The following is a 23,273-nucleotide window of genomic DNA, read 5'->3' on the forward strand; positions in this document are numbered from 1 at the left end:
AGGCTTGGCGGTATTGTCGCAGACCCTCACCGAATTCGAGAAAACACCAGGCAAACCGTTATCAGGTGTGGCGAACCGGACTTTCGTTACTGGGAGTCAGGCACCACGTCGGAAATTTCACGTAATAGTGCCGCTTTGCCCTTGGCGCCGACGATCCTTTTGACCGGCTGACCGCCCTGAAACAAGATCAGCGTCGGGATCGAGACCACTTGGAAGTCGCGCGCGGTTTCGGGGTTGGCGTCCACGTCGAGTTTGGCGACGGTGAGCTGTCCCGCCTTTTCCGCCGCGATCTCCTCGAGCACCGGCGCAACCATCCGGCACGGACCGCACCAGGTAGCCCAAAAGTCAACCAGCACAGGGCTATTGCTGGATAGCACGTCCGTTGCGAACGTGGCGTCCGATACCTCCACGGGGGTGCCGGTGTTCGGGGTCATCGGGGTGCTCCAATCATCTCGCTGCTGCCGGCGGCTCCGGTGGCCTTGGTCTGTTCGGGCTGGTCGGGATCGTCGTGGTCGGCCAGCCAGCGTTCGGCGTCGATCGCCGCGGAGCAGCCGGTGCCGGCGGCGGTCACGGCCTGGCGGTAGGTGCGGTCCACCAGGTCGCCGGCCGCGAACACACCGTCGAGCGAGGTGTGGGTGGTGTTGCCCCGCACCAGCACGTAGCCGTCGGGGTCGAGGTCGACGGCACCGCGCACCAACTCGGAGCGCGGGTCGTGGCCGATCGCGACGAAAACCCCGGTCACCGCCAGGTTGGATTCCGCGCCGGTGGCGGTGTCGCGCAGCCGCAGCCCGGTCACGGTGGTGTCTCCCTCGACGGCGACCACCACGCTGTTGGTCAGGAAGCGGATCTTGTCGTTGCTGCGGGCCCGGTTGAGCATGATCTTGGAGGCGCGGAACTCGTCGCGGCGGTGCACGATCGTGACGCTGCGGGCGAACCGGGTCAAGAACGTGGCTTCTTCCATCGCCGAGTCGCCGCCGCCGATGACGGCAATGTCCTGGTCGCGGAAGAAGAACCCGTCGCACGTCGCACAGGAGCTCACACCGCGGCCCAACAGCTCTTGCTCGCCGGGCACATGCAGGTAGCGGGCGGCCGCACCCATTGCCAGGATGACGGCGCGCGCCTGGTGGGTCTCCCCATCGGCGGTGACGACGGATTTGACCGGACCGTCCAGCGACACCGCTTCGACGTCTTCCATCCGCAAATCGGCGCCAAATCGCAGCGCCTGCTCGCGCATCTGGTCCATCAGCTCCGGACCGGTGATCCCGTCACGAAATCCCGGATAGTTCTCCACCTCGGTCGTCGTCATCAACGCGCCGCCGAACGAGGTGCCTTCGAACACCAGCGGCGCCAGCTGTGCGCGTGCGGTGTACAGCGCGGCGGTGTATCCGGCCGGCCCCGAGCCGATGATGATCACGTCGTGAAGAGGGGTGGTCTCAGTCATGGGAGCCTTTCAAGGACGTCAAGCCGGGTTCAGACACTCGAACGCCAGGGTAGGCGGTGATGTTCCCAGCGCATTCGTGGCGATCGCCAGCGCGGCGAATGGGGGTGCCGGGGGTACCTCCCGCTTGCGGGGGACGGGTCGCCACGCATCCTACCGAGGCCGTGGGACAACCCGGTCGGCCAGCAGCCCGGTGTTCGCTGAGTTACAGCTCGGAGCCACCGCCAGCGCCCGCACCGTGTCGGGGGTGTCGCCCGCTAGTACCAGAAGCACGCCGGGATGCCCGGTTATCTGGATCGGCTGAGCGCCCAGGACCGCTGCCGATGCCGGATAGCCCAGACCACTTAGGCAGGTGGCGCGTCGTCCGGGATCGACCAGTGGACCGTAGTCCGGCGCCGCGTCCAGCAGGGCGAGGATCTGGGCGTCGGACAAGGGGATCATCGCCGGGGGCCGCGACACGGTGATGTGTTGGGCGGTGGTCGGGCTGGTCGGGGCGGGTGCCGGCGCGGCGATCAGAGCAGCGGTCCCGAGCCCGACCGCGGTGGCCGCGGCTGCCAAGCCGGCGACGGCGGCGACCACTCGCGCCGGACGAGCGCCCGGCCTGGCGGCGTGGGCAGGGCGGTCGGGGAGGCCGGCGCGGCGCAGTGCGGCGCCGATGCCGGCCACAACAGCGGGCGGAACTTCCTCGTGGGCGGACGTGCCGGCACCCAGCGTCGCGACGTCGTGGCGCACCCGGTTCAACGCATCCAATGTGCGCCCGGCCGCTGGATCCGTCCGAAGGCGGTCGCGCACCCGCGCAGCGGTGTCGGCGTCGAGCAAGCCTGCCTGCAGGTCGGCTAGTAGTTCCGTCGTCAGCGGCAGCTCGATCGCAGCATCGTCGTCGCTCATCGGCCTTAGTGTCCGCCATGTGCCGGTCAACGGCCACGGGTCGGGTCAGCCTGCCGAGCGGTCGGCGGCCGGATCCAGATAGCCAAGCGACGCGGCAAGGCGGGCCCGACCACGGGCGCATCGGCTTTTGACGGTGCCGGTTGCCACCCCCAGCAGCTTGGCGGTGTCGGCGACGGAGTAGCCGTGCATGTCGACGGCGACCACCGCTGCCCGCTGCTCGACGGGCAGTCTCATCAGCGCGCGCCGCACCGCGATGGCGGTCTCCACCTGCCCGGTGCGATCAGCCACCGGGTAGACGTCCTCGAGGGGCGCGGTGGGATGCGACTTGTTGCGCCGCAGTCGGTCCAGGCATGCGTTGACCACGATGCGGTGCAGCCAGCTGCTGACCGCGGCGTCGTGCCGGAAAGCCGCGGCGCCGCGGTGAGCGGAAAGCATCGCGTCCTGCAACGCATCGGCGGCGTCTTCGGGATTGCGGCTGGTGAACCGGGCAAGCTGATACAGCTGTCGGTGGTGGCGGGAGAAGAGCTCTTCGAACGCGTGGCGGTCACCGGCGACGTGGTCGGCCAGCAGTTCGGCGTCGCTGCGTTCGCGCCGCATCCGGTAGCCGAAACCCACGGCCGGACAGTAACTTATCGGCCGATGCGCGGCACTTCACCCGTTCGCCGGGTCAGGAAGCCGCCTGCACGGTGATCTCGGAGATGACCGCTTCGCTCTTACCGTCAGTGGTTCCCAGAGTGGAGATCCACACCAGCAGGTTCGACGTCGGCGACGACGCATTGACCTTAATGCTGTTGTGGCCCGGGTGCAGCGAGACCGGTTCGGTCAGCGCGGTGGTGTCCTCCAGCTTGGCGGGCGTCGCCGTCGACGACGATCGGATTTGAACCTTGGTGCCCGTGGAGGTGAGGTCGACGGTCACCGTGCCCACGGTGGTGGGTTTGGGTAGCTGTAGCAGCAGTCCGACACCGTTCTTGAAGCTGGGGAATGGCACTGCGTCGGTATAGATGTCGGTCGCCCAGGACGTGGACGGGTTGCCGTCGATGGCCTGCCCGGCCTGGCTCGGGTTGTCGGCGTCGCCTCCAGGCGAAAAGACGGTCGCCCGTGAGGGTTTGACGGTGCTGCCGGCCGCTGCAGAACCGCTCGACGAGGCCGAGGACGACGACGGCCCGTTGAGGCCAAGCTGGTCCTTGTCCAGGCCACCGCCGAGATCGCCGAAGATCCGGCCCAGCACCGACGCCAGCACCAGCAGCGCCACCACGATGATGGCGACGCCGGCCCCGACGCCGATCATCACGTTGCGACGGCGACGGAGTTGGGCCTCTTGGTCTTCCTGCGTGGGCGGTCGGCCGCGGGCCGGCCGCCCAGTTCCGGGGACCGGTTCGTCGATCGGAGTCAGCAAGTCGGTACGGTCAGCGACTGCCGTCGCCTGCTGGAGCAGATTCAAAAGTGTTGCCGCGCTGCGTATCCCGCCGTCACCTTGGAGCGAATGGGTAGCGGCCGCGGAGATCTGGAAGGGGATGTCGCGGTTGATCACGCGGGGTTCGACCGGCTGGCCGGCTCGGTCCCGCTCGGCCGGGGGCAGCCCGCTGCGCATTCCGGACTCCGGCAACGGCCACCGGTTGACCAGCAGGGCATACAGCGCCGCGCCGATTCCGCGGATATCGGCATCCGGAGTCGCCTTGGGCATGGTCGCCGGAAATGCCAACACCACGTCGCCCTCGATGCTGACCCGCACTCGGCTGGGGTGGTCGACCGATAACGCGACCCCGGCATGATGAGCGGCCTCGGCGGCGCTGGCCAGCGTTTGCATCGCGCGCGCCGCACCAACCGGAGACGGTGACGTGTTGGCCACCTCCTGCAACGACCCGCCCCGGATCCACTCGGCGACCACCAGCCCGCCGCTGCCGGAATCGACAACGTCGAGCACCCGCGCGACACCGGGGTTGTCGATTCGGCTCAGCCGCAGCGTGCGGGACAGGATTTCGCGTACTTCGCCGTCGGGCAGGACCCCGTCGGGGTCGACGAACGTCAGCGCCACCTGCCGATCCAGCGCGGTGTCGAGCGCCTGCCAAAACTGCAGCCCGGGTGCGCCGCCGTGGAACACCAGCAAGCGGTAGCGGCCGCCGCTGATGCTGGCGCCCGGCACCAGGTGGACCTCGTCTTGAGCCGCGGGCCGTTCGGCCGCTCTGTCGCGGGGCGCGTCGAACTCGGCCGGTTCTGCATCGGCGGCGTGGTCGGCGGCCGCACGGCCCGAATCTGTGGAGGAGCCGCCGTTGGAGTCCTTGGGCGGGACGGGCGCCGAAACGGTATCGACGGGAAGATCGGGCGGGATGTCCGGCTGGAAGTCGTCGGCGGACGGCGACGATGCGGGCCGCGCAGTGGCCCGAGAAGGAGCCGGACCATCAGACTCCGACGGCGACGATGCGGGCCGCGCAGTGGCCCGAGAAGGAGCCGGACCATCAGATCCGGACTGCCGCGGCCGGTCCGGCTCTGAGCCGGCTTTGGATGCAGTGCTGTCCGATGGGCCGTCGGTCACCTCCGGTCCTTTCCGCATGCCCGCTCCGGTCACCCGCTCCGGAGGCCCGCGCCGGATGGGTTCCCGAACCGGATGCCCCCCCGTCGTGAACGAATTCCTTTGCTCAGAGTACGGGACCGTGCCCTGGCCGGGCAGCTGATCGTGTCGCGCGGATCGGCCCGTCTTGGCGCCGGCGCCGAGCCAGCCGCGGATCCTGGCGAGCGCGGCCTGCGCCTCGGGCACCTGCGCGCGCAACATCACGACGGCAATGATCGGGGCCATAATCATCGCGACTACGAACAGCCGGAGCAGCGATCCGGCGCCGCCACCGTAGGCCGTCAACTTTTCCAGCCCAAGCAGCCGATCGGCCGCATGAGCCACCAATCCGGACAGCAGCGACGCTGCGATCGTCACCAGGATTGTGCGCGCCTCGCCGGCCCCGATCAGATGCCCGCCGGGCGGGCGCAGGGCGTTGCGCAGCAGGAAATACCCGACGATCGCGCCGGCCAGAAATCCCAGGCCGTTAGCCAGCCCCAGGTAGCCTGCGACCAGCTCGCGGTTGGCGGTGAGGTGCGGCGCGAGCAGCGAAGCCACGATTTTGACGGTCGTGATGACGAGAATGACCGCGATGGGTGTCCAGGGCTGCTCACGCGCGTAGAAAACCCGTAGCTGCAACAGCACCAGCGCGTAGGGGATCAGCGTGAATGCCGACAATGCGATGGCCGCCCCCAGATAGCCGGCATCGACTTCGCCGAAACGTCCATAGGCGAACAGCGCGCTGCCGATGGCCGGGCCGCCGACCGTCATGAACGCCACCGCCGGAATCAGCGTGATCATCGTCAGCCGGGTGGCCAGCGACAAATCGGCCAGCACCGCCCCGGTGTTGTCGGCGGCCGCGTTGCGGCTCAGCCGCGGCATCACCACGGTCAGCACCGTCACGCCGATCATGCCGAACGGCAGCATCAACACCAGCCAGGTGTAGTTGTAGATCGCCGGGCCGGAAGCCGCTGCGGTGCTGGCGATCTGGTTGCCGACCACCAAACCGAGCTGGCTGATCAGCACGTAGAACACCATCGCGGCGGCCATTGCGCCGAAACGCTTGAGCCGCTGGTCGATTCCCCACAACGGACGCAGGCTGATGCGCTGGCGCCGGATCGCCACCAGCAGCACCGCGGTCTGCGCGACGACCCCCAACGTCGTACCGATGCCCAGAACCAGCAGCTTGGCGTTGCCCATCCGTACCGGGTCGACCGACAACTGGCCGGGCACCGCAAGGTAGACGCCTAACGTGACGATCGCGACGAGGTTGTTGACGACGGGTGCCCACGCGGGAGGCCCGAACACGTTGCGGGTGTTCAGGATTGCCATGAACACCGACGAGAGGCCGTAGAAGATCACCTGCGGCAACAGCAGATAAGCGAATGCGGTGGTGAGCGCTTCGTTGACCTGCGGGTCCCGGCCGAGCATCAGCCGCACTAGCAGCGGTGCGGCGGCCACCGACAGCAGCGTGGTGACCAGCAGCAGCGTGGTCGCCAACGTGACCAGGCGGCGGACGAACGTCCGGCCGCCATCGGCGTCGTCCTGCTCGGCGCGGGCCAGCACCGGAACGAAGATCGCGGTAAAGGTGGCCTCCAACACCAGTGCCGCGACCAGGTTGGGCAGCTGGTTGGCCACCGAGAACGCGCTCGACAGCGCCGCGCCGAGGATTGCGGCCAGTAGCACGATCCGCGCGAAGCCGGTGACGCGGCTGATCAGCGTCGCGAGCGCCATCCCCCAGGACCGCGACACCAGCGCTGCGTCGGAGAGTTCGGCCCGTGGTTGCCGCGGTGGCTGCGCCGGGGGTGGCAGCCCCGGTGGGGGAGGCGCGGACCCCCGCGTCGGTGGCTGTGCCGGTGGCGGCACCCGCCGGCCGCCGGACCTCATACCGGGCGCTCTTCGTCGACGAGGTCTTTGGCCGCAGCGTGTTTCGCGGCCAGCCGCGCATCGGCGGGTTCGGGCGGCTCGGGTGGACGGTCCAAGTCGGCACGGTCGGGCTGACCGCGGAACCGGTGCCACAGCCGTCGACCCGCCAGCGCCACCAGCACCGCCGCGGCAGACAACGTAATTGCGAACAGCACTTTGCCGTAGGCGTTGGAGTGCACCGAAAGCCGCACCGGTTCACCCAGCGCCACGCCTTGGGGGGTGTGTAGCGACACGTCGATCGCGACGCGCTGGGTGAAGTTGACTTCGATGGGCACCCGCAGCGGGAGATACCCCGGCGGGAGTTCGATCTCGCCGAGGTCGGTCACTGTCATTCCCGGTGGCGCATCCACCTGAAGCCGCACCCGGATAGGGACTGCCAGACCGTTGTGCAGTGCCAGCGGCAACGGGCTGTGCTCGGTGGCCAGCGTGTAGGACCCGCCCGGGTTGACGATCGTGACGGCGCCGAACAGGTCATCGATGGAGTTGCCGGCGATCTCCAACCGGTGATGGGCCAGTCCGTTGCGGGTGTCCGGTCGCTCCGATTGGCTGACTGCGCGCAGCATGTCCTCACGCAGCGGAGCCGTGTAGCCAGTTCCGCTCAACCCGGTTCGGGCATCGGTCGTCAGGGCTGAGGTCAGATCACGCAGGCGGCCCATCTCGCGGGACATCTGGGCGATCACCTGGTCGTCGAACCGGCCGCGCTGAGTTGCGTCGGCAGTTGGCGGTCGGGGCGCGCTGGTGTCGGCCGCAGCCTCGGCGATCAGCGCCGGTAGCGGGCGCGGCGCGGCCAGCCCGGAGCGCACCGCGGTGGCCAACGTGGTCAGGATTGCGCCCGCGTCATCGGATTGCAGGGTCCACGTCGTCGGCGGCAACAGAATCTCGGTGCGCTGTTCGAGGTCAGGCCGAAGCCCCCGCCACAGCATCGACCCCAGCGCATCTTGGCGGCGGGCGGTGCTGGAGTCGTGCCGGAGTCGCACCGCCAGCGCCGGGTCGAGATAGGTCGGTGCGATCGGGTCGGTGCCGGCGGCCGCCAGCGCTGCGCCGACCGTCGGGTCGAACGGCGCGGTGACCACCTGCGCCGACACCCGGTATGCGGCGGTGTCTGCGGTCGCGGGTGCGCCGGTAGCCGAGTCGGCTGCCGAGAAGTCTGCGGCGGCAACCGCCACGGTCTCGGTGTCGCCGCTGAGCAAATCTACGGTGCGGCGGGTCAGCGGACCGTCGGCGATCAGCGTGGCACCGCGAACCGACATGACTCCCAGGATCTGGTCGACGATGTCACTGCTGGTAGTGGTGGCGATGGCGCTGAGGCTGTCATCGCCGACGCGTTGCAGGGCGTCGAGATCGGCTTGGGCGTAGGGGATCGCGGTGACACACGTTCGGCGAGCCAACGCGCGTAACCTGTCGAGCCAGCCCGCGGCTGCGGCCTGGCCGGTGCCTGGATGCGCGGGGGCGCCCGGGCCGGCTTTGTCGGGGGCGTCGGCGACGACATAGCCACTGGTCATCGCATTGACAGTGACCAGCAGGTCTGGGTCGACGGCCAGGCACAGCGAACGGCCGACCGCGCCGTCGGGATCGACGTCGCGGCTGGTTGCGAACTCGGCGGCGGACAGCAGGATATCCAGCCGTCCGCCGGTGGCCAGCTCGGTCGCCAGCTCGTCGTCCATCAACCGCACCGGAACCGCACCGCCGGGTACGCCCGGCGACAATCGTGGTCGGTCAGCCAGTGGCCACAGCATGGTGATTTGCACCGGTTTGGAGGTGTCAGGCGCGACGACGGAGCTCAACGCGTCCGCCGAGTTATCCGTCGGGTCGGCCGGCACCCCTACTACTGGCAGCAAAAATCGGGCGTTGTCGAGCCGGGCGGGTTCACCGTAGTCGGGTGTTCCATTGACATTGACCAGAAGTGGGTAGACGCCGGGCTTGTCGATCGCCAATGAGGTTGCGCTCAGCGAGCGCAGGGGGGCAGACAACGTGAAGCCTGCGCCCTGTCCACGCTGCAGTTGGCCGGCCACCGTGAGGAAATCGGCCACCGGCTGGTACTGGTCGGTGCTTCCGTCGAGGTTGGTGCGCAGGCCGGCCGACGAGGTCACCGGATCCGCGCGCTCGAGGCGGACCATCACGTCCCGCACCGGCCGGTCGCCGACGTTGGTCACGATGCCGCTCACGGTGACGACGGGTTCGCTGGTGGTGGTGACCACGTCCGGGGTCACCTGGTCGATTCGGATCTGGACAAACGGTGTTGCGCCGGGCTCGCCCGCGACGGCGCGCGGTGCGGCGGTCGGTAGCGTGAGCACGGCTCCTAGGCCAGCCAAGATGCCGGCCACTACGGCGAAGCGCAGTAGGGCGGCCACGTGGAACAGCCCGTGGCGATCGCGAGCGCGGCGAAGCCGGGCGCGGCGGGTCGCCACTTGGAATAGGCGGGGCCCGATCACGGCCCTCGACCGCGACCGTTCTTCCGGGCGGGCGCGGGTTGCCGGTGGTGGGCGCGGGAGTGCGTCTGCGGCCGGCGCCGCGGCGAGGTGGGCGGCAGCGGCGGCAGCGCGGTGGGCCCGTCGGTTTGCAGCTTGTCGATCAGTTCGTCCGCGACCTCGGCCAGCCGGCGTTCGTCGGCGTAGGCCAGTCGGGCGGGCAACTCGGGGATCGGCACCCAGGCCACCTCGGCCACCTCGAGGTCCTCATCGGACAGCTCTCCGCCGGAGCACCGCATCAGATAGTGGTGCACGGTCTTGTGTACGCGTCGCCCGTCGGTGACGAACCAGTAGTCGATGCTGCCCAGCGCGGCCAGCACGCTGCCGCGAATTCCGGTCTCCTCGGCGACCTCCCGAATCGCGGTCTGCTCAGCTGTCTCGCCGAGCTCGATGTGACCCTTGGGAAGCGACCACAGCATCCGACCGCGCCGGTCGACTCGACCGATCAGCGCGGCCATCTGGTCTTCGCGCGGCCCGTCGATGCCGTCGATGACCAACCCGCCGGCCGAGGTCTCGTGGACGGTGCGCAACCGATCGGGTGCGCGACCGGCCGAGCGTGAACGCCCCGAGTTTGCCGGCCCGCCGCCCGAGGCCGGGCTGGCTGCGCTGATCTGACCGTTGTCGGTGCGCTTTTCGGCCGGACCGGCAGCGCGTCGCCCGCGGCGCCTGCCCCGGCGCCGACGTGGTTTGGCATGTTCGCCGTCCGACACCCAAGCGATAGTAGCTGGCACGCCTGTGCCGCCCGGCCCCACTCGCCGGTAGTGCGGTGATGTGCTGCCCGTCGCATCTTTCCGTCCGGCCGACGACGCGGGCCGGAATGGCCTGAAACCGACTCGGACTACGCTCTCCACGTGCCAGAAACCGTCCAGGACGCTGATCTGCTGACCGCAGCCGCCGTCGCGTTGAACAGGTATGCCGAACTGTTTCGGGAGCTCGGCTCGTTGTTCGCTGCGGCTGGCCACGAGCTGTATCTGGTCGGCGGATCGGTGCGTGATGCGCTGCTGCAACGGTTGAGCCCCGATCTGGATTTCACCACCGACGCCCATCCGGAGCAGGTACAGAAGATTATGCGGCCGTGGGCCGATGCGCTGTGGGACACCGGAATTGAATTCGGCACCGTGGGGGTCGGCAAGGGCGACCAGCGGCTGGAGATCACCACCTTCCGCACCGACCGCTACGACCAGGTGTCGCGCAATCCGCAGGTCCGCTTCGGCGACCGCATCGAGGACGATCTGGTACGCCGCGACTTCACCGTGAACGCGATGGCCGTGCGCATCACAGCGCACGGGGCGGGCGAATTCGTGGATCCGCTAGGGGGTTTGGCGGCGCTTCGCGCCGCAGTATTGGACACGCCGGCAGCGCCGTCGGTGTCGTTCGGCGACGACCCGTTGCGGATGCTGCGTGCCGCGCGGTTCGTCTCGCAGCTGGGTTTCACCGTCGCACCGCGAGTGCGGGAGGCGATCGAGCAGATGGCCCCGGAACTCGGCCGGATCACCGCTGAGCGGGTCGCCGCCGAATTGGACAAGCTGCTGCTGGGCGACGATCCGGCCGCCGGGATCGACTTGATGGTGCAGACCGGGATGGGAGAGGTGGTGCTGCCCGAGATCGGCGGCATGCGGATGGCCATCGACGAGCACCACCAGCACAAGGACGTCTACCAGCACTCGCTGACCGTGCTGCGCCAAGCCATCGCACTCGAGGACGACGGTCCGGATCTGGTGTTGCGGTGGGCGGCGCTGCTCCATGACATCGGCAAACCCGCCACCCGCCGCCACGAGCCCGACGGCGGCGTGAGCTTTCACCATCACGAGGTGGTCGGCGCCAAGATGACCCGCAAGCGGTTGCGCGCGCTGAAGTACTCCAAGCAGATGGTCGACGACATCTCGCAGCTGGTGTATTTGCACCTGCGGTTCCACGGCTACGGCGGGGGGCGGTGGACCGACTCGGCCGTGCGCCGCTACGTCACGGACGCCGGACCGCTGTTGCCGCGACTGCACAAGCTGGTGCGTGCCGACTGCACCACCCGAAACAAGCGGCGCGCGGCCCGGTTGCAGGCCAACTACGACAACTTGGAGGCGCGGATCGCCGAGTTGGCCGCCGCTGAAGACCTGCAGCGGGTGCGCCCTGACCTCGACGGCAACGAGATCATGGAGCTGCTGGACATTCCGCCCGGGCCGCAGGTCGGTGAGGCGTGGCGTCACCTGAAGGAACTGCGGCTGGATCGGGGGCCGTTGTCGCGCGACGAGGCGACGGCCGAACTGCTGGCGTGGTGGCAGGAGCGCGGGAACCGCTAGCGCTCATGGCGCGTCGGTCTGGGTATGGAGTACTGCTTGGGTGACGCCGACGGCGCGGCGACGATCTGGGATGGCCAGCCCGACCTCGACCTCGACGGTGACGGCCGGCTGGACGCCGTGGGCTTGGATTTCGATGGCGACGGGTTGCGTGATGACGCGCTGGCGGATCTCGACGGTGACGGTGTCGCCGACCATGCCGTGCTGGATCTCGACGACGACGGCACCGCGGAAAGCTACTTCACCGACGACGGCTCCGGAACGTGGGCGGTTGCGGCTGACCGGGGCGGTCCACTGTGCTGGTTCGGACTCGACGGCGTCGAACACACCGGTGGGCCGCTGGTCGACTTCGACGGCGACGGTCAGGCCGACGACCGGCTGCTGGACAGCGACGGCGATGGCTTGGCCGATCGTGCGATGTGCGCCGGCGAGCATGGCATGTCCGGATATCTCGACACCGACGGCGACGGCCGGTGGGATCTACGACTTACCGACAGCGACGGCGACGGCACCGCCGACGGCGCAGCGACGCTGTAGTCAGTGCCTCGAACGTCGAGAAGTTGTGCGCAAAACGCGGGAAACCGCACAACAACCCGACGTTCGACGAAAATTATCGCCCCGGACCCGGCGGGCCGGCAAACGCTTGCGCGATGCCCAGCCAGCGCTGCGCGTCGTCACCTTCGGCCACGATATCCAGTGCGCTGCGCGGGCGTCGCTGCGTGACCAGGAAACAGAAGTCCTCGGCAGATCCCGTGACCCGCTGGGCGGCGTCGGCTGGGCCCCACGACCAGATGCCGCCGTCGGGTGCGCGCAGCTCGACGAGGAACGGCTCGGTCGGCGGTGTCAAACCGTTGACCATGAAGGCGTAATCGCGGGTCCGCACCCCGATGTGCGCGATGGATCGCAGCCGCGCAGTGGGCCGCCGCTGAACGCCGAGCGCATCGGCGACGTCAAGGCCGTGCGCCCAGGTCTCCATCAACCGGGCGGTAGCCATCGACGCTGCGCTCATCGGCGGACCAAACCACGGCAGCTTCCGGCCGTCGGGAACGGTCGACAGCTTGTCGTGCAACCGCATCCGGGTGCCTCGCCAATCGGCAAGCAGTCCGGCGGGCGGCGTCATCGCCAGCTCGTCGGCGCCAGCGTCGACGAATCCGGTCGGGTCGGCGGCCGCAGCTTCGAGCATTTCGCTGAAGGCGGACTCGTCGGTGACCGACGTCAGAGCCACCCGGTCGGTCCAGAGCAGGTGGGCGATTTGGTGTGCAATCGTCCAGCCCGGCGCGGGCGTGGGCTCGGCCCAGCGGTCACCGGAAAGCGGCGCTACCAGCGCGTCGAGTTCATCGCTTTCGGCGCGCAAATCCGCCACGATCGAATCAAGGCCGGCCATCCGAATACCTTAACGAGGGCTGGTCCTCGGCTGACGGGGCTGGTGGGCGGCTCACTTCGCGCGAGGCGCTTGCCGCCGCTCGCCGACCGACGACGGCATGAATGGCGAGCCCGCCGAGATAAATCGCGGTCCCAGCCAGCACCAGCGCGGGAGCGCGTCCGTCGTCGGGGACGACGAACGCCACCGCAGTGATCGCCGCGATAAACGAGACCCAAAACAACGAATCCTGCACCGCGAACACATGGCCGCGTAGGGCATCGTCAACGTCGACCTGCATCGCGGTATCGGCGCACAGCTTGACGACTTGACCGGCCGTCCCGAGAAAGAATCCACAGGTCACCATCACCGGCAGATGCAGAGTGGCGCCGATGACCTGGATGGCGGCCGCGATTGCCAATGCGCCGTTGGCGGTGGTGTAGCGGCCCCACCGGCGCACCGCAGGTGGGGTCAACGCGTTGGCCAGAAACGACCCGGTCCCCGTCGCTGCCACGAACAGCACCGCGGTACCCAGGCCAACGACGGACGTGTCGCCGGCGTGGCGCACCAGCAGCAGCACCAGCAAGGTGTTGATGCCGAAGGCCATTCGATGCGCGGCCAGCCCAGCGAGCGTGGCCGCCACCGTCGGGCGGGCCAGTACCGTCCGCGCGCCGTGCAGCCAGCCGGTGACGACCAGGTAGGCCACCGGTCCGTGGAGGGCACGTTTGGTGTCGTCAGGACCCAGTGCGTGCGGCGCGAACCGCAACGACAGCAGCAGCGCGATCACCACTGGGACCACGACGAGGAAGATGATCGAGGCAGAGCCGTTGTCACCGGCTCCGAATAGCCAGCGGGGCGCCAACATGAAGTTCGCGCCGAGGAAGGCAGCGACCGCACCCGTCGCGGCGGCTACCGAGTTCATCGTCACCACCTGCTCGCGGGGCACGACGTGGGGCAGCGCGGCCGATAGACCCGAGGAGACGAACCGGCCAAAGCCGTTGACGATCAGCGCACCGCACAACACCGCCTGGTCGCCTGTCCCGGCGGCCAGCAGGATGCCCACGGCGACCACCGAGAGCAGCCGCCCCAGGTTGGCGCCGACCAGCACCAGCCGCCGGTCCCAATGATCCATCAGCGCACCGGCAAATGGGCCCAGGACCGAGTAAGGCAGAAACAGCACACTGAAGGCTGCTGCGATCGCCAGCGGATGGGCGGCCCGCTCGGGGTTGAACAGCAGCGCGCCGGCGAGGCCCGCCTGAAACAGGCCGTCGCCGAATTGACTGACGGCGCGCAACTTCAGCAGCCGCCAGAAGTCGGGCAGGCTGCGCACGGAGCGCCAGACAGCTGCGGGTGCGCGCATGTGGATCACAGAACCTACTTCCGCGGGCGGCCCGGCAAGCTAGGCCGCAACTCGAGGCCCAATCCAGCCTACAAATATTGCGCAGCGCGCCGCTTGTTCACCGCAGGGATCCCTGCGCGGATGCCATGATGGTGAGGTGGCTCAGCCCGAAGATCCCGAGGACTTTATCGCTCCTACCGCGCATCGGGTGCGGGCGGGAACTCTGCTGCTTGCCAACACCGACCTGCTGGAGCCGACATTTCGTCGCAGCGTGATCTACATCGTCGAACACAACGACGGCGGCACGCTCGGGGTGGTACTCAACCGGCCCAGCGAGACCGCCGTTTACAACGTGTTGCCGCAATGGGCGAAGTTGGCCGCCAAACCCAAGACGATGTTCATCGGCGGCCCGGTGAAACGCGACGCGGCGCTGTGCCTCTCGGTGCTGCGGGTGGGCGCCGATCCGGACGGGGTGCCGGGACTACGCCATGTGTCGGGCCGACTGGTAATGGTCGATCTCGACGCCGACCCTGACTCGATCGCGCCGCTGGTGGAAGGGGTGCGGATCTTCGCGGGATACTCCGGCTGGACGATTGGACAACTGGAAGGCGAGATCGAACGCGACGACTGGATTGTGTTGTCGGCCTTGCCGTCTGACGTTTTGGTTCAGCCCCGGGTAGATCTGTGGAGCACCGTGCTGCGACGACAGCCGCTGCCGCTCGCGTTGTTGGCCAGCCACCCGATCGACGTCAGCCGCAACTAAGCCACGCGGAACGGCGGATCAGTGGCAGGGACGAGCGTCAGCACCTAGGGTGCAGGTCGCGCACACACCGCTGCAGCCGGCCGGGGCGGCGTCGCGCCGCAGCGCATAGCGCGCGCTTTGCCAGGATCCGGCGACGATGGTGCCGAGTGCGCCGACGATGCACATGCCGAGCACCGCTAGCACTGCGGCGTGCCGAGGGGCGACCAGGGCCGCCGCCCCTCCAGCGGCGAGCATGACAGCTGCGGCCAGTTGCGTCGGCGCCACCGAGCGTGCGAGTTGCCGGGAGGCGTCGGAGGCGGCCGGCCGAGAGAGCGACCACAATCCCAGCGCGGCGCAGACGGTCGCCGCGCCCACGCAGAGCACCCCGGCGATCAGCATGGGGCCACAATACGAGGCCGCCGAGCGGGCTCAGCGGGTCGGGGCGGGCGACAATCCGGGCAGCGTCGGGAGTGCGGGAAGGGGTTGCGCTGCGGCCTGTGCCGGCGCTGCGGGAGGAACAGCAGGCGCGGTCCCGGCGGGCGCGCTCACCCGGAATCCGTTGACGATGGCGTCGGTAGCGGGCGCCTCGGCCACCGCCTGGGCGGCATCCGTGGTCACCGCCAAAGACACCAGGTAGCGGTCCGGTCCGGAGGTGGCGATGACCTGGCGACGCGAGGTGTTCAGCGTCATATCGTTCTGGCGATAGGTTCCCTCGATGATCGACGATGGGAAGCTGCCGAAATTGCCTAGCGAGGCGTTGGTGGTTTGCCAGGCGGGCAGCTGCTGACTGTCGACGTAGCCGTGGGTGATCGCCTCGTTGGGATCGAAGTCGCCGATCAACTTGTAAACCACCACCTGAGCGTTCGAGGTGTAGAGGCTGTTGCTGGAGCGGTTGGCGATCACCGCGAAGGGGTCAGGAACGTTGGGGTCGGGCACCTGGGTCCAGCCCGGCGGCATCGGCAAGGTGATGTCGAGGGCCTTGAAGCCCCGGGGCTGCTGCGGCTCGAGGTGGACGCCTTTGCCCTGAAAATAGTCGCGCAGCGTCCCGGAACTGGCGGGCAGCAGCGACGGCTGTGCCGGGGCCGCGGCGGCCAGTGGCGGAGAGACCTGGGTCGGCGCGGCAGGAACCTGCGCAGGCGCTGCCGCGGGCAGCGGCGACGAGACCGGCGGCGGCGACAGCGCCGGGGCCGTACCGGGCATGCTGTTGCCGACGGAGCCCAGGGTGCCGAGACTGTTCTGGGTCGCCGCCGGGGGAGCGGGCACCGGTGCCGGGTTCGGTCGGGGCGGAAAGAGCGGGTCTGCTGACGCGACCGCGCCCCCCAAGCCCATCACACCCGCGGATCCGACGGCCAGACCCGCTATCAAAACCCGCCAGCCACGGGCGATCTGCATCATGAGCGTCGGTCCTTCCCGGTAACGCAGGGTTAGAGGCCGAATGTAACCAGCGCCACGCGGCTATCGCCAGGCTCGCAATAGACCTGGGATGAAGCTCTGATCGCACCGCAACGTAACCGAGACCGAGCCGTGGCCGGCGTGCCGGTCAGCGGGCGCCTTATACCCTGTTGGCGTGACTGAACCCCCGATCGCGGCCGGGACCGGCGCAGGCGACGCGGACTCCGACGTGCCGCGGTATCGCTACACCGCGCAGCTGGCCGATCGCATCGAACGGGCCTGGCAGGACAATTGGACCCGGTGGGGGACGTTCAACGTGGCCAATCCGGTCGGCTCACTGGCGCCCACGGATGGTGGCCCGGTGCCCGAGGACAAGATGTTCGTGCAGGACATGTTTCCCTACCCCTCAGGCCAGGGTCTGCATGTCGGGCATCCGCTGGGCTTTATCGCCACCGATGTGTACGCGCGCTACTTCCGGATGAACGGCCGCAATGTCTTGCACGCCTTAGGGTTCGATTCCTTCGGTCTGCCTGCTGAGCAGTATGCAGTGGAGACAGGCACCCATCCGCGCGAGCGTACCGAGGCCAACCTCGTCAACTTTCGGCGTCAACTGGGCCGGCTGGGTTTCGGACATGACCCCCGTCGCAGCTTCTCCACCACCGACGTCGACTACTACAAGTGGACACAGTGGATCTTCTTGCAGATCTACAACGCTTGGTTCGACACCGACGCCAACAGGGCACGACCCGTCACGGAACTGATCGCCGAACTCGATTCGGCTGAGCGCACTTTGGCTGACGGCAAGGACTGGGCCACCCTGTCAGCCGACGAGCGAGCAGATGTCGTCGACGGCTACCGGCTGGTCTACCGGTCGGATTCGATGGTGAACTGGTGTCCGGGGCTGGGCACCGTGTTGGCCAATGAAGAGGTGACCGCCGACGGCCGCAGCGAACGCGGAAATTTCCCGGTGTTCCGGAAACGACTGCGGCAGTGGATGATGCGCATCACCGCGTACTCCGATCGGCTGCTGGAGGATCTCGATCTGCTGGACTGGCCGGAGAAGGTCAAGACGATGCAGCGCAACTGGATCGGACGTTCGGTCGGCGCTGCAGCGATGTTCGGCACCGACAACGGCGACATCGAGGTTTTCACCACCCGCCCGGACACGCTGTTCGGCGCTACCTATCTGGTGTTAGCGCCCGAACACGACCGCGTCGACGGCTTGGTCGCCGCCCAGTGGCCGGACGGCGTGGACCCGCGGTGGACATTCGGTGCCGCAACACCGGCCGAGGCCGTCGCGTCGTACCGGAAGGCGATCGCCGCAAAGTCGGACCTGGAACGCCAAGAGAGCAAAGCCAAAACCGGGGTGTTCCTGGGCAGTTACGCAACGAATCCGGCCAGCGGCCAGCAGGTGCCGATCTTCATCGCCGACTACGTGCTGGCCGGCTACGGCACCGGTGCGATCATGGCCGTCCCCGGTCACGACCAACGCGACTGGGAATTCGCCCATGAGCTTGGCCTGCCGATCGTGCAAGTCATCACCGGCGGCGACATTTCACATGCCGCCTACAACGGTGACGGGACGTTGGTGAATTCCGGCTATCTCGACGGCATGGACGTGGCGACGGCCAAGCAGGCCATCACCGACCGGCTGGAATCCGACGGCCGGGGCCGGACCCGTGTCGAATACAAGCTGCGGGACTGGCTTTTCGCGAGACAGCGGTATTGGGGTGAACCGTTTCCGATCGTCTACGACGACGACGGGCGCCCGCACCCGCTCGACGAGGCCGCGCTGCCCGTCGAGTTGCCGGATGTCTCGGACTACTCGCCGGTGCTGTTCGACCCGGACGACGCCGATAGTGTGCCGTCGCCGCCGCTGGCCAAGGCCAGCGACTGGGTGCACGTCGAGCTGGATCTCGGCGATGGGTTGCAGTCCTACACCCGCGACACCAACGTTATGCCGAACTGGGCCGGCAGCTCGTGGTATGAACTGCGCTACACCGATCCGCACAACTCGGAACGGTTCTGCGCCAAAGAGAATGAGGCCTACTGGATGGGGCCGCGGCCGACTGAGCACGGTCCCGACGACCCCGGTGGCGTCGACCTCTATGTCGGTGGTGTCGAACACGCGGTGCTGCATCTGCTGTATGCCCGATTTTGGCACAAGGTGCTCTACGACCTGGGCGAGGTCAGCTCCCGCGAGCCGTACCGTCGACTGGTCAACCAGGGCTACATTCAAGCGTTCGCCTACACCGATGCCCGGGGCTTTTACGTGCCCGCTGCCGACGTGATCGAACGCGACGGCACGTTTTACTATCCCGGCCCGGCCGGTGAGATCGAGGTCTTCCAGGAGTTCGGCAAAATCGGTAAGAGCCTGAAGAATTCGGTGTCGCCCGACGAGATCTGCGACGAATACGGCGCCGACACACTGCGGCTCTACGAAATGTCGATGGGTCCGCTGGAGGCATCACGTCCGTGGGCCACCAAGGACGTCGTCGGTGCGCACCGGTTTCTGCAGCGGGTGTGGCGGCTGGTGGTCGACGAGCAGACCGGTGAAACCCGGGTGGCCAACCATGCGGCCATCGCGGAAGACACCCTGCGGCTGCTGCACCGCACCATCGCCGGCGTATCGGAAGACTATGCGGCGCTGCGCAATAACACCGCGGCGGCCAAGCTGATCGAGTACACCAACCACCTCACCAAAACCCACCAGGGCGAGGTGCCGCGCGCGGCGGTCGAGCCCCTGGTTCTGATGCTGGCGCCGCTGGCGCCACATGTCAGCGAAGAACTGTGGCAGCGGTTGGGTAACGCTACCTCGTTGGCGCACGGACCATTTCCCATTGCCGATCCCGCGTACCTGGTGGAAGACACCGTCGAATACCCGGTGCAGGTCAACGGCAAGGTGCGGGGCAAAGTGGTGGTGGCCGCTGACGCCGACGCCGACACCCTGGAGGCAGCCGCGCTGGCCGACGAGAAGGTTCAGGCGTTTCTGAACGGGGCCACCCCGAAGAAGGTGATCGTGGTGGCCGGTCGATTGGTCAACCTCGTCGTCTGATGGTTCAGCGTTGGCGGATCACGACTTCGTGCACATGCCCGTCGGGCGGGGTGGCCACCACATTGGCTACCACCTCGGCGACGGTTTGTGGCCGCAAAAAGCGTCCGGGCTCATACTCGCCGCCCTCGAATGCGACCAGGTCTCGTTGCATGTCGGTGTCGACGCGACCGGGGTAGACGGTGGTGACGCGCAACGTGGGTTCATCGGCGCGCAGTGAATCGGCGAATGCGCGAAGCGCGAACTTGCTGGCCGAATAAGCGGGCATTCCCGGTGACACGGTGCGGCCAGACCCGGAGTTGACGAACACCACCTGCCCGCGGGCGCGCCGCAGCGCCGGCAGCAGCGCCAACGTAACAGCCACTGCGCCAACGACATTGACGTCGAATGTGGTGCGCCATTGGTCGACGGTCGTATCGCCGACATGGCCGGGCATCGACACCCCGGCGTTGTGCACCAGCACGTCGAGTTCGGTGATCGACGCGGTGTCGGCGGCGATCGCGTCGGTGTCGGTCAGATCCAGCGGGAACGTTGTGGCGGCAAGGCGATGGGCGACGGCGTCGAGTTGCGCCGACGGGCGCGCCGCCAGCAGCAGGGTATGCGTCGGAGCCAGGGCCTCGGCAATCGCAGCACCGATACCACGGCTGGCGCCGGTGATGAGTGCGGTCGGCATATCAGTGAAAGTGTTGCGGCTCTGCGGCTTTCACGCCTGTTCGCGGGCAGGCGAGGTATCGGCTGGACCGTCAGCGGCTTCGCCACCGGCCAGGCGTTCCAGCGGTCGCAGTGCTTTGGTCAGCGTGTCCAGGTCGGATTCGCTGAGTTGGCTGAGCATTCCGGCCAGCGCGGCGATCCGGTTGGACAGCGATTCGCGGTGCACGGCCAGGCCTCGAGGGGTGATGTCCACCAGCACCGCGCGCAGGTCAGACGGGTCGCGGGAGCGCTTGACCAGGCCCACCTTCTCCAGTCGGCGGATCGCCACGGTGGTGGTCGGGGTGCGGACCCGTTCGTGTGCAGCCAGGTCGGTCATTCGGATCGGACCCTGGTCGAGCAACGTCACCAGGATCGACAACTGGGCCAGGGTGAGCTCGCCGGCGGTCGCGGCGCCCGCGGAAGGGTCACCGCGACGGAGGATCGTGAAAAGTTTGGACAGTGTGCGGTGTAGACCTTCAGCCAGCTGTGTCACTTCGGGCACGGTGGCTTCACGTTCCGCCATAATTCGCCAGTCTAACCTGATGGGCCTCAGGCAGGCCGAAAATCAGTTGTACTGTCAAAGTACTTGGGAGAGGAACCGTTGCAACCGCTCGGTTGTGGCCGCCTCGAAGATCTGCTCGGGCGCCCCGGTTTCCACCACTGCGCCGTTATCCATGAAAACCACCGAATCCGCGGTTGACCTGGCAAAACCCATTTCATGGGTGACGACCACCATCGTCATGCCCTCTTCGCCGAGGTCAGCGATCAGCGCCAGGATGCCTTTGACCAGCTCGGGGTCCAGCGCCGAGGTGGCTTCGTCGAACAGCATCACCTGCGGTGCCATCGCCAACGCGCGGGCGATCGCGACCCGTTGCTGCTGCCCACCTGACAGGGCGCCGGGCCGGCTGTCGGCTTTGTGCTTCATGCCGACTCGGTCCAATTGGGCCAGCGCCAACTCGCGGGCGGCGTCGGCCGGCAGTCGCTTCAGCTTGCGCGGCGCCAGCGTGACGTTGTCCAGCACGCTGCGGTGCGGGAACAGGTTGAAGTGCTGAAACACCATCCCGATGCGTTGGCGCAGCCGGTTGGGGTCCTCGGCCAGCACCGAGCGACCATCGAGCAAGACGTCTCCGCGGTCGGGCTCGTGGAGCCGGTTGAGGGTCCGCAGCAGCGTTGACTTGCCTGAGCCCGACGGGCCGATCACCGCTACCGTGCTGCCTGCGGGCACGTCGATGTCCACGCCGCGCAGCACCGTGTTCGGGCCGAAGGCCAAATGAATGTCCTTGCCCGCCAACGATACTGGTTGTACTCGCTCGATACTTTCGGTCACGTCATCTCCTGCCCGGTTGTTGAGGCAATCCGGTCGAGGGGATCTTCGGGCTCGCCTGCGGTGCGGCCCTGGCGAAGCCGGTTGTCGACGAAGTTCACCAGGTGGGTCAGCGGAACCGTCAATATCAAGTAGAAGATTCCGGCGGCCACCAACGGCGACAAGCTGCCGGTCTGCGCGTTGAAATCCCGGCCGACCTGGAACAGCTCCCGTTGCCCGGCGATCAGTCCGAGGAAGTAAACCAGCGCCGAGCCCTTCAGCAGCGCGATGAACTGGTTGACCAACGCCGGCAGCACTCGCCGAATCCCCTGCGGAACCACCACCAGCCGCATCGACGACCGATAGCTGAGCCCCAGCGCGCGGGAGGCTTCCAACTGCCCGGGTTCGACGCTTTGGATGCCCGAGCGGAAGATTTCACCGACATACGCCGCGGCGGTCAGCCCCAGCGCGGCAATCCCCAGCGGGTAGGGGTTGTTGTTGGTCAGCCCGCCGACGATCGGCCCCACGCCCAGCCCGATCAGCAAAATGATCACGACTTCGGGCAGGCCGCGGAAGATGTCGGTGTACACCCGCGCCGGCCACCGCAACCAGCGGGTCCGCGAGATCCCGGCGACGGCCAGCACAATTCCCACACCCAACCCGATGACACTGGCGCTGATCGTCAATATCAAGGTGTTGGGCAACCCCGTCTTGAGCAGCACGGGGATCGTCTGTTTGTAGAGGTCCCAGTCGAGGAAGGATTCCCGCAACTGGGCCAGCGTGGACGTCGGCGCGGGCGGTCCGGCCTTGGGTCGGTGATGGCGCTCCGCGATCTTGGCGAAGTCCGGCAGGTGAGGTGTCAGCGCTTCCTTCGATCCTGGTTTCCAGTCTGGCGGCAGCGGGCGCGGCGCCCATTCCGAGTACAGACCCGACCAGGTGGCGTCGGCGATGACGGCGTCCAATCCTGAGTTCAGCGCATCGAGCAGCGGCCGGTTGTCTTTCGCGACGGCGTAGGCCACGAAGTCGCCCTCGTTGAACGAGTTCGCGACGATCGCGGCGGGGTCGCCGGGCCGCACCGCGTTCATCGCCTCCAGTCCACCCGCAACCCAGGCGTCGATCTGATGAGTCTTGAGGCTGCTGTAGGCAGTGATGATGTCGGGGAACTTCACCGGCTGCAGACCCAACGTCTCGGTGACGTAGGCATCCTGCACGGTGCCCTGCACGACACCGATCCGCTGTCCGGCGGCGAGGTCGTCGAATCCGGTGATCGGCGAGCCCGGCTGGACGACCAGCGAGGCATAGCCGAAGTCATAGCCGTTGGTGAAGCTGACGATCCGTCGCCGCGCTTCGCTGGCCATGATGGACGCCGAGCCGACATCGAACCGTCGCGACGCCACTTGGGCGAGCAGTCCGGCGAAGTCGGTACCGACGAAGCGGACCTGCAACCCCAATTTTGCGGCGATGGCCCGCAGCACCTCGTTGTCGAAACCGGTGAACTGCCCGGCGGCGTTGATGCAGGCGTTCGGCGGTGACTCCGACATGGTGCCGACCGTCAGCGTGCCCGGCGTGATGAGACCCAGCGTCGAGACGTCCACCGACGACAGTGGTTCGACGCTGGCGGTCGTGTACTTGTCCTCGTGAGTGCGTTTCGCGGTGGCCAATTTCGGAGGCAACTCGGTCGCGCTCTCCAGCCCGGGTGGGGTACACCTGTCGGGATTCGCTCCTGCCGGTGCGGCCGTTCCGAGGCTGCATACCAGCAGTGCGGTGGCGATCAGCGCGAACAGCTTTGCAGCGCAGCCGGCGTTGAAATTCATAACCCGCAACGTATCGGCGAAT

At 67.8% G+C, this 23,273-nt stretch carries 19 protein-coding genes; 4 read left to right on the plus strand and 15 right to left on the minus strand.

From position 1 onward, the window contains the following. Positions 1 to 86: 86 nt before the first annotated feature. The 7 genes from trxA to A5707_RS15320 all read right to left on the minus strand — a co-directional run bounded on the left by trxA (position 87) and on the right by A5707_RS15320 (position 9,978). Positions 87 to 434 carry a thioredoxin gene (gene trxA, locus A5707_RS15290; protein ID WP_065015307.1) on the minus strand — a complete coding sequence of 116 codons (348 nt, stop codon included), beginning with the start codon at positions 432 to 434 and terminating at the stop codon, positions 87 to 89. After that, positions 431 to 1,441, minus strand: coding sequence for a thioredoxin-disulfide reductase (gene trxB / locus A5707_RS15295; RefSeq protein ID WP_065015308.1), 1,011 nt, complete (start codon positions 1,439 to 1,441; stop codon positions 431 to 433). The genes trxA and trxB overlap by 4 nt, the downstream gene beginning before the upstream one ends. A gap of 150 nt (positions 1,442 to 1,591) precedes the next feature. Then, positions 1,592 to 2,326 carry a hypothetical protein gene (locus tag A5707_RS15300; protein WP_065015309.1) on the minus strand — a complete coding sequence of 245 codons (735 nt, stop codon included), beginning with the start codon at positions 2,324 to 2,326 and terminating at the stop codon, positions 1,592 to 1,594. A gap of 45 nt (positions 2,327 to 2,371) precedes the next feature. Next, complete coding sequence (sigM, locus tag A5707_RS15305; RefSeq protein WP_065015310.1) at positions 2,372 to 2,941, minus strand: RNA polymerase sigma factor SigM; 570 nt, start codon at positions 2,939 to 2,941, stop codon at positions 2,372 to 2,374. A gap of 52 nt (positions 2,942 to 2,993) precedes the next feature. Continuing rightward, positions 2,994 to 6,761, minus strand: a complete 3,768-nt coding sequence (gene murJ / locus A5707_RS15310; RefSeq protein WP_065015311.1) for a murein biosynthesis integral membrane protein MurJ — start codon at positions 6,759 to 6,761, stop codon at positions 2,994 to 2,996. Beyond that, positions 6,758 to 9,151, minus strand: coding sequence for a hypothetical protein (locus A5707_RS15315; RefSeq protein WP_065015312.1), 2,394 nt, complete (start codon positions 9,149 to 9,151; stop codon positions 6,758 to 6,760). Before A5707_RS15315 ends, murJ begins: the two co-directional genes overlap by 4 nt. Before the next feature lie 77 nt (positions 9,152 to 9,228). Beyond that, on the minus strand, positions 9,229 to 9,978 hold the full coding sequence (locus tag A5707_RS15320) for an NUDIX hydrolase (RefSeq protein ID WP_065015313.1): 750 nt from the start codon (positions 9,976 to 9,978) through the stop codon (positions 9,229 to 9,231). A gap of 141 nt (positions 9,979 to 10,119) precedes the next feature. Here A5707_RS15320 and A5707_RS15325 point away from each other — a divergent pair, with 141 nt between their 5' ends. Together A5707_RS15325 and A5707_RS15330 are read left to right on the plus strand one after the other, a co-directional pair. Further along, positions 10,120 to 11,562 (plus strand): CCA tRNA nucleotidyltransferase, encoded by a 1,443-nt coding sequence (locus tag A5707_RS15325; RefSeq protein WP_065015314.1) that lies wholly within the window; start codon positions 10,120 to 10,122, stop codon positions 11,560 to 11,562. A gap of 24 nt (positions 11,563 to 11,586) precedes the next feature. Then, positions 11,587 to 12,096 (plus strand): pullulanase, encoded by a 510-nt coding sequence (locus A5707_RS15330; RefSeq protein ID WP_065015315.1) that lies wholly within the window; start codon positions 11,587 to 11,589, stop codon positions 12,094 to 12,096. A gap of 73 nt (positions 12,097 to 12,169) precedes the next feature. Here A5707_RS15330 and A5707_RS15335 read toward each other — a convergent pair whose 3' ends face one another. Both A5707_RS15335 and A5707_RS15340 read right to left on the minus strand, forming a co-directional pair. Then, positions 12,170 to 12,943 carry a TIGR03084 family metal-binding protein gene (locus tag A5707_RS15335; protein WP_065015316.1) on the minus strand — a complete coding sequence of 258 codons (774 nt, stop codon included), beginning with the start codon at positions 12,941 to 12,943 and terminating at the stop codon, positions 12,170 to 12,172. Continuing rightward, on the minus strand, positions 12,930 to 14,279 hold the full coding sequence (locus tag A5707_RS15340) for an MFS transporter (RefSeq protein WP_082969480.1): 1,350 nt from the start codon (positions 14,277 to 14,279) through the stop codon (positions 12,930 to 12,932). Before A5707_RS15340 ends, A5707_RS15335 begins: the two co-directional genes overlap by 14 nt. A 136-nt stretch (positions 14,280 to 14,415) precedes the next feature. On the opposite strand from A5707_RS15340, the gene A5707_RS15345 reads away from it, so the two are divergent. Further along, on the plus strand, positions 14,416 to 15,021 hold the full coding sequence (locus tag A5707_RS15345) for a YqgE/AlgH family protein (protein ID WP_065015317.1): 606 nt from the start codon (positions 14,416 to 14,418) through the stop codon (positions 15,019 to 15,021). Positions 15,022 to 15,039: 18 nt separating this feature from the next. On the opposite strand, the gene A5707_RS15350 is transcribed toward A5707_RS15345, so the two are convergent. Next, complete coding sequence (locus A5707_RS15350; RefSeq protein ID WP_065015318.1) at positions 15,040 to 15,399, minus strand: hypothetical protein; 360 nt, start codon at positions 15,397 to 15,399, stop codon at positions 15,040 to 15,042. A gap of 30 nt (positions 15,400 to 15,429) precedes the next feature. Next, positions 15,430 to 16,395, minus strand: coding sequence for an LpqN/LpqT family lipoprotein (locus tag A5707_RS15355; protein WP_065015319.1), 966 nt, complete (start codon positions 16,393 to 16,395; stop codon positions 15,430 to 15,432). Positions 16,396 to 16,567: 172 nt separating this feature from the next. Between A5707_RS15355 and leuS the strand changes: the two genes are divergently transcribed. Next, positions 16,568 to 19,447, plus strand: a complete 2,880-nt coding sequence (gene leuS / locus A5707_RS15360) for a leucine--tRNA ligase (protein WP_065015320.1) — start codon at positions 16,568 to 16,570, stop codon at positions 19,445 to 19,447. Positions 19,448 to 19,451: 4 nt separating this feature from the next. On the opposite strand, the gene A5707_RS15365 is transcribed toward leuS, so the two are convergent. The 4 genes from A5707_RS15365 to A5707_RS15380 are packed head-to-tail and all read right to left on the minus strand — an operon-like array spanning position 19,452 to position 23,251. Beyond that, positions 19,452 to 20,117, minus strand: coding sequence for an SDR family oxidoreductase (locus tag A5707_RS15365; RefSeq protein WP_065015321.1), 666 nt, complete (start codon positions 20,115 to 20,117; stop codon positions 19,452 to 19,454). 30 nt (positions 20,118 to 20,147) lie between these two features. Then, entirely contained in the window at positions 20,148 to 20,657 is a 510-nt protein-coding gene (locus A5707_RS15370) for a MarR family winged helix-turn-helix transcriptional regulator (protein WP_065015322.1), read from the minus strand. Positions 20,658 to 20,711: 54 nt separating this feature from the next. After that, positions 20,712 to 21,461, minus strand: coding sequence for an amino acid ABC transporter ATP-binding protein (locus A5707_RS15375; RefSeq protein WP_419866433.1), 750 nt, complete (start codon positions 21,459 to 21,461; stop codon positions 20,712 to 20,714). Beyond that, the gene (locus A5707_RS15380; RefSeq protein WP_065015323.1) at positions 21,458 to 23,251 is read right to left on the minus strand and encodes an ABC transporter substrate-binding protein/permease; all 1,794 of its coding nucleotides are present in this window, start codon (positions 23,249 to 23,251) and stop codon (positions 21,458 to 21,460) included. The genes A5707_RS15375 and A5707_RS15380 overlap by 4 nt, the downstream gene beginning before the upstream one ends. Positions 23,252 to 23,273: the final 22 nt, after the last annotated feature.

The sequence above is a fragment of the Mycobacterium kyorinense genome, assembly GCF_001672775.1.
Lineage (GTDB): Bacteria > Actinomycetota > Actinomycetes > Mycobacteriales > Mycobacteriaceae > Mycobacterium > Mycobacterium kyorinense_A.

Excerpts from the sequence above, each read along its gene's own strand:
- trxA (WP_065015307.1), bottom strand. The coding sequence starts at position 434 with ATGACCCCGAACACCGGCACCCCCGTGGAGGTATCGGACGCCACGTTC.
- trxB (WP_065015308.1), bottom strand. The coding sequence starts at position 1,441 with ATGACTGAGACCACCCCTCTTCACGACGTGATCATCATCGGCTCGGGG.
- A5707_RS15300 (WP_065015309.1), bottom strand. The coding sequence starts at position 2,326 with ATGAGCGACGACGATGCTGCGATCGAGCTGCCGCTGACGACGGAACTA.
- murJ (WP_065015311.1), bottom strand. The coding sequence starts at position 6,761 with ATGAGGTCCGGCGGCCGGCGGGTGCCGCCACCGGCACAGCCACCGACG.
- A5707_RS15330 (WP_065015315.1), top strand. The coding sequence starts at position 11,587 with ATGGAGTACTGCTTGGGTGACGCCGACGGCGCGGCGACGATCTGGGAT.
- A5707_RS15335 (WP_065015316.1), bottom strand. The coding sequence starts at position 12,943 with ATGGCCGGCCTTGATTCGATCGTGGCGGATTTGCGCGCCGAAAGCGAT.
- A5707_RS15340 (WP_082969480.1), bottom strand. The coding sequence starts at position 14,279 with ATGCGCGCACCCGCAGCTGTCTGGCGCTCCGTGCGCAGCCTGCCCGAC.
- A5707_RS15350 (WP_065015318.1), bottom strand. The coding sequence starts at position 15,399 with ATGCTGATCGCCGGGGTGCTCTGCGTGGGCGCGGCGACCGTCTGCGCC.
- A5707_RS15355 (WP_065015319.1), bottom strand. The coding sequence starts at position 16,395 with ATGATGCAGATCGCCCGTGGCTGGCGGGTTTTGATAGCGGGTCTGGCC.
- A5707_RS15365 (WP_065015321.1), bottom strand. The coding sequence starts at position 20,117 with ATGCCGACCGCACTCATCACCGGCGCCAGCCGTGGTATCGGTGCTGCG.
- A5707_RS15370 (WP_065015322.1), bottom strand. The coding sequence starts at position 20,657 with ATGGCGGAACGTGAAGCCACCGTGCCCGAAGTGACACAGCTGGCTGAA.
- A5707_RS15380 (WP_065015323.1), bottom strand. The coding sequence starts at position 23,251 with ATGAATTTCAACGCCGGCTGCGCTGCAAAGCTGTTCGCGCTGATCGCC.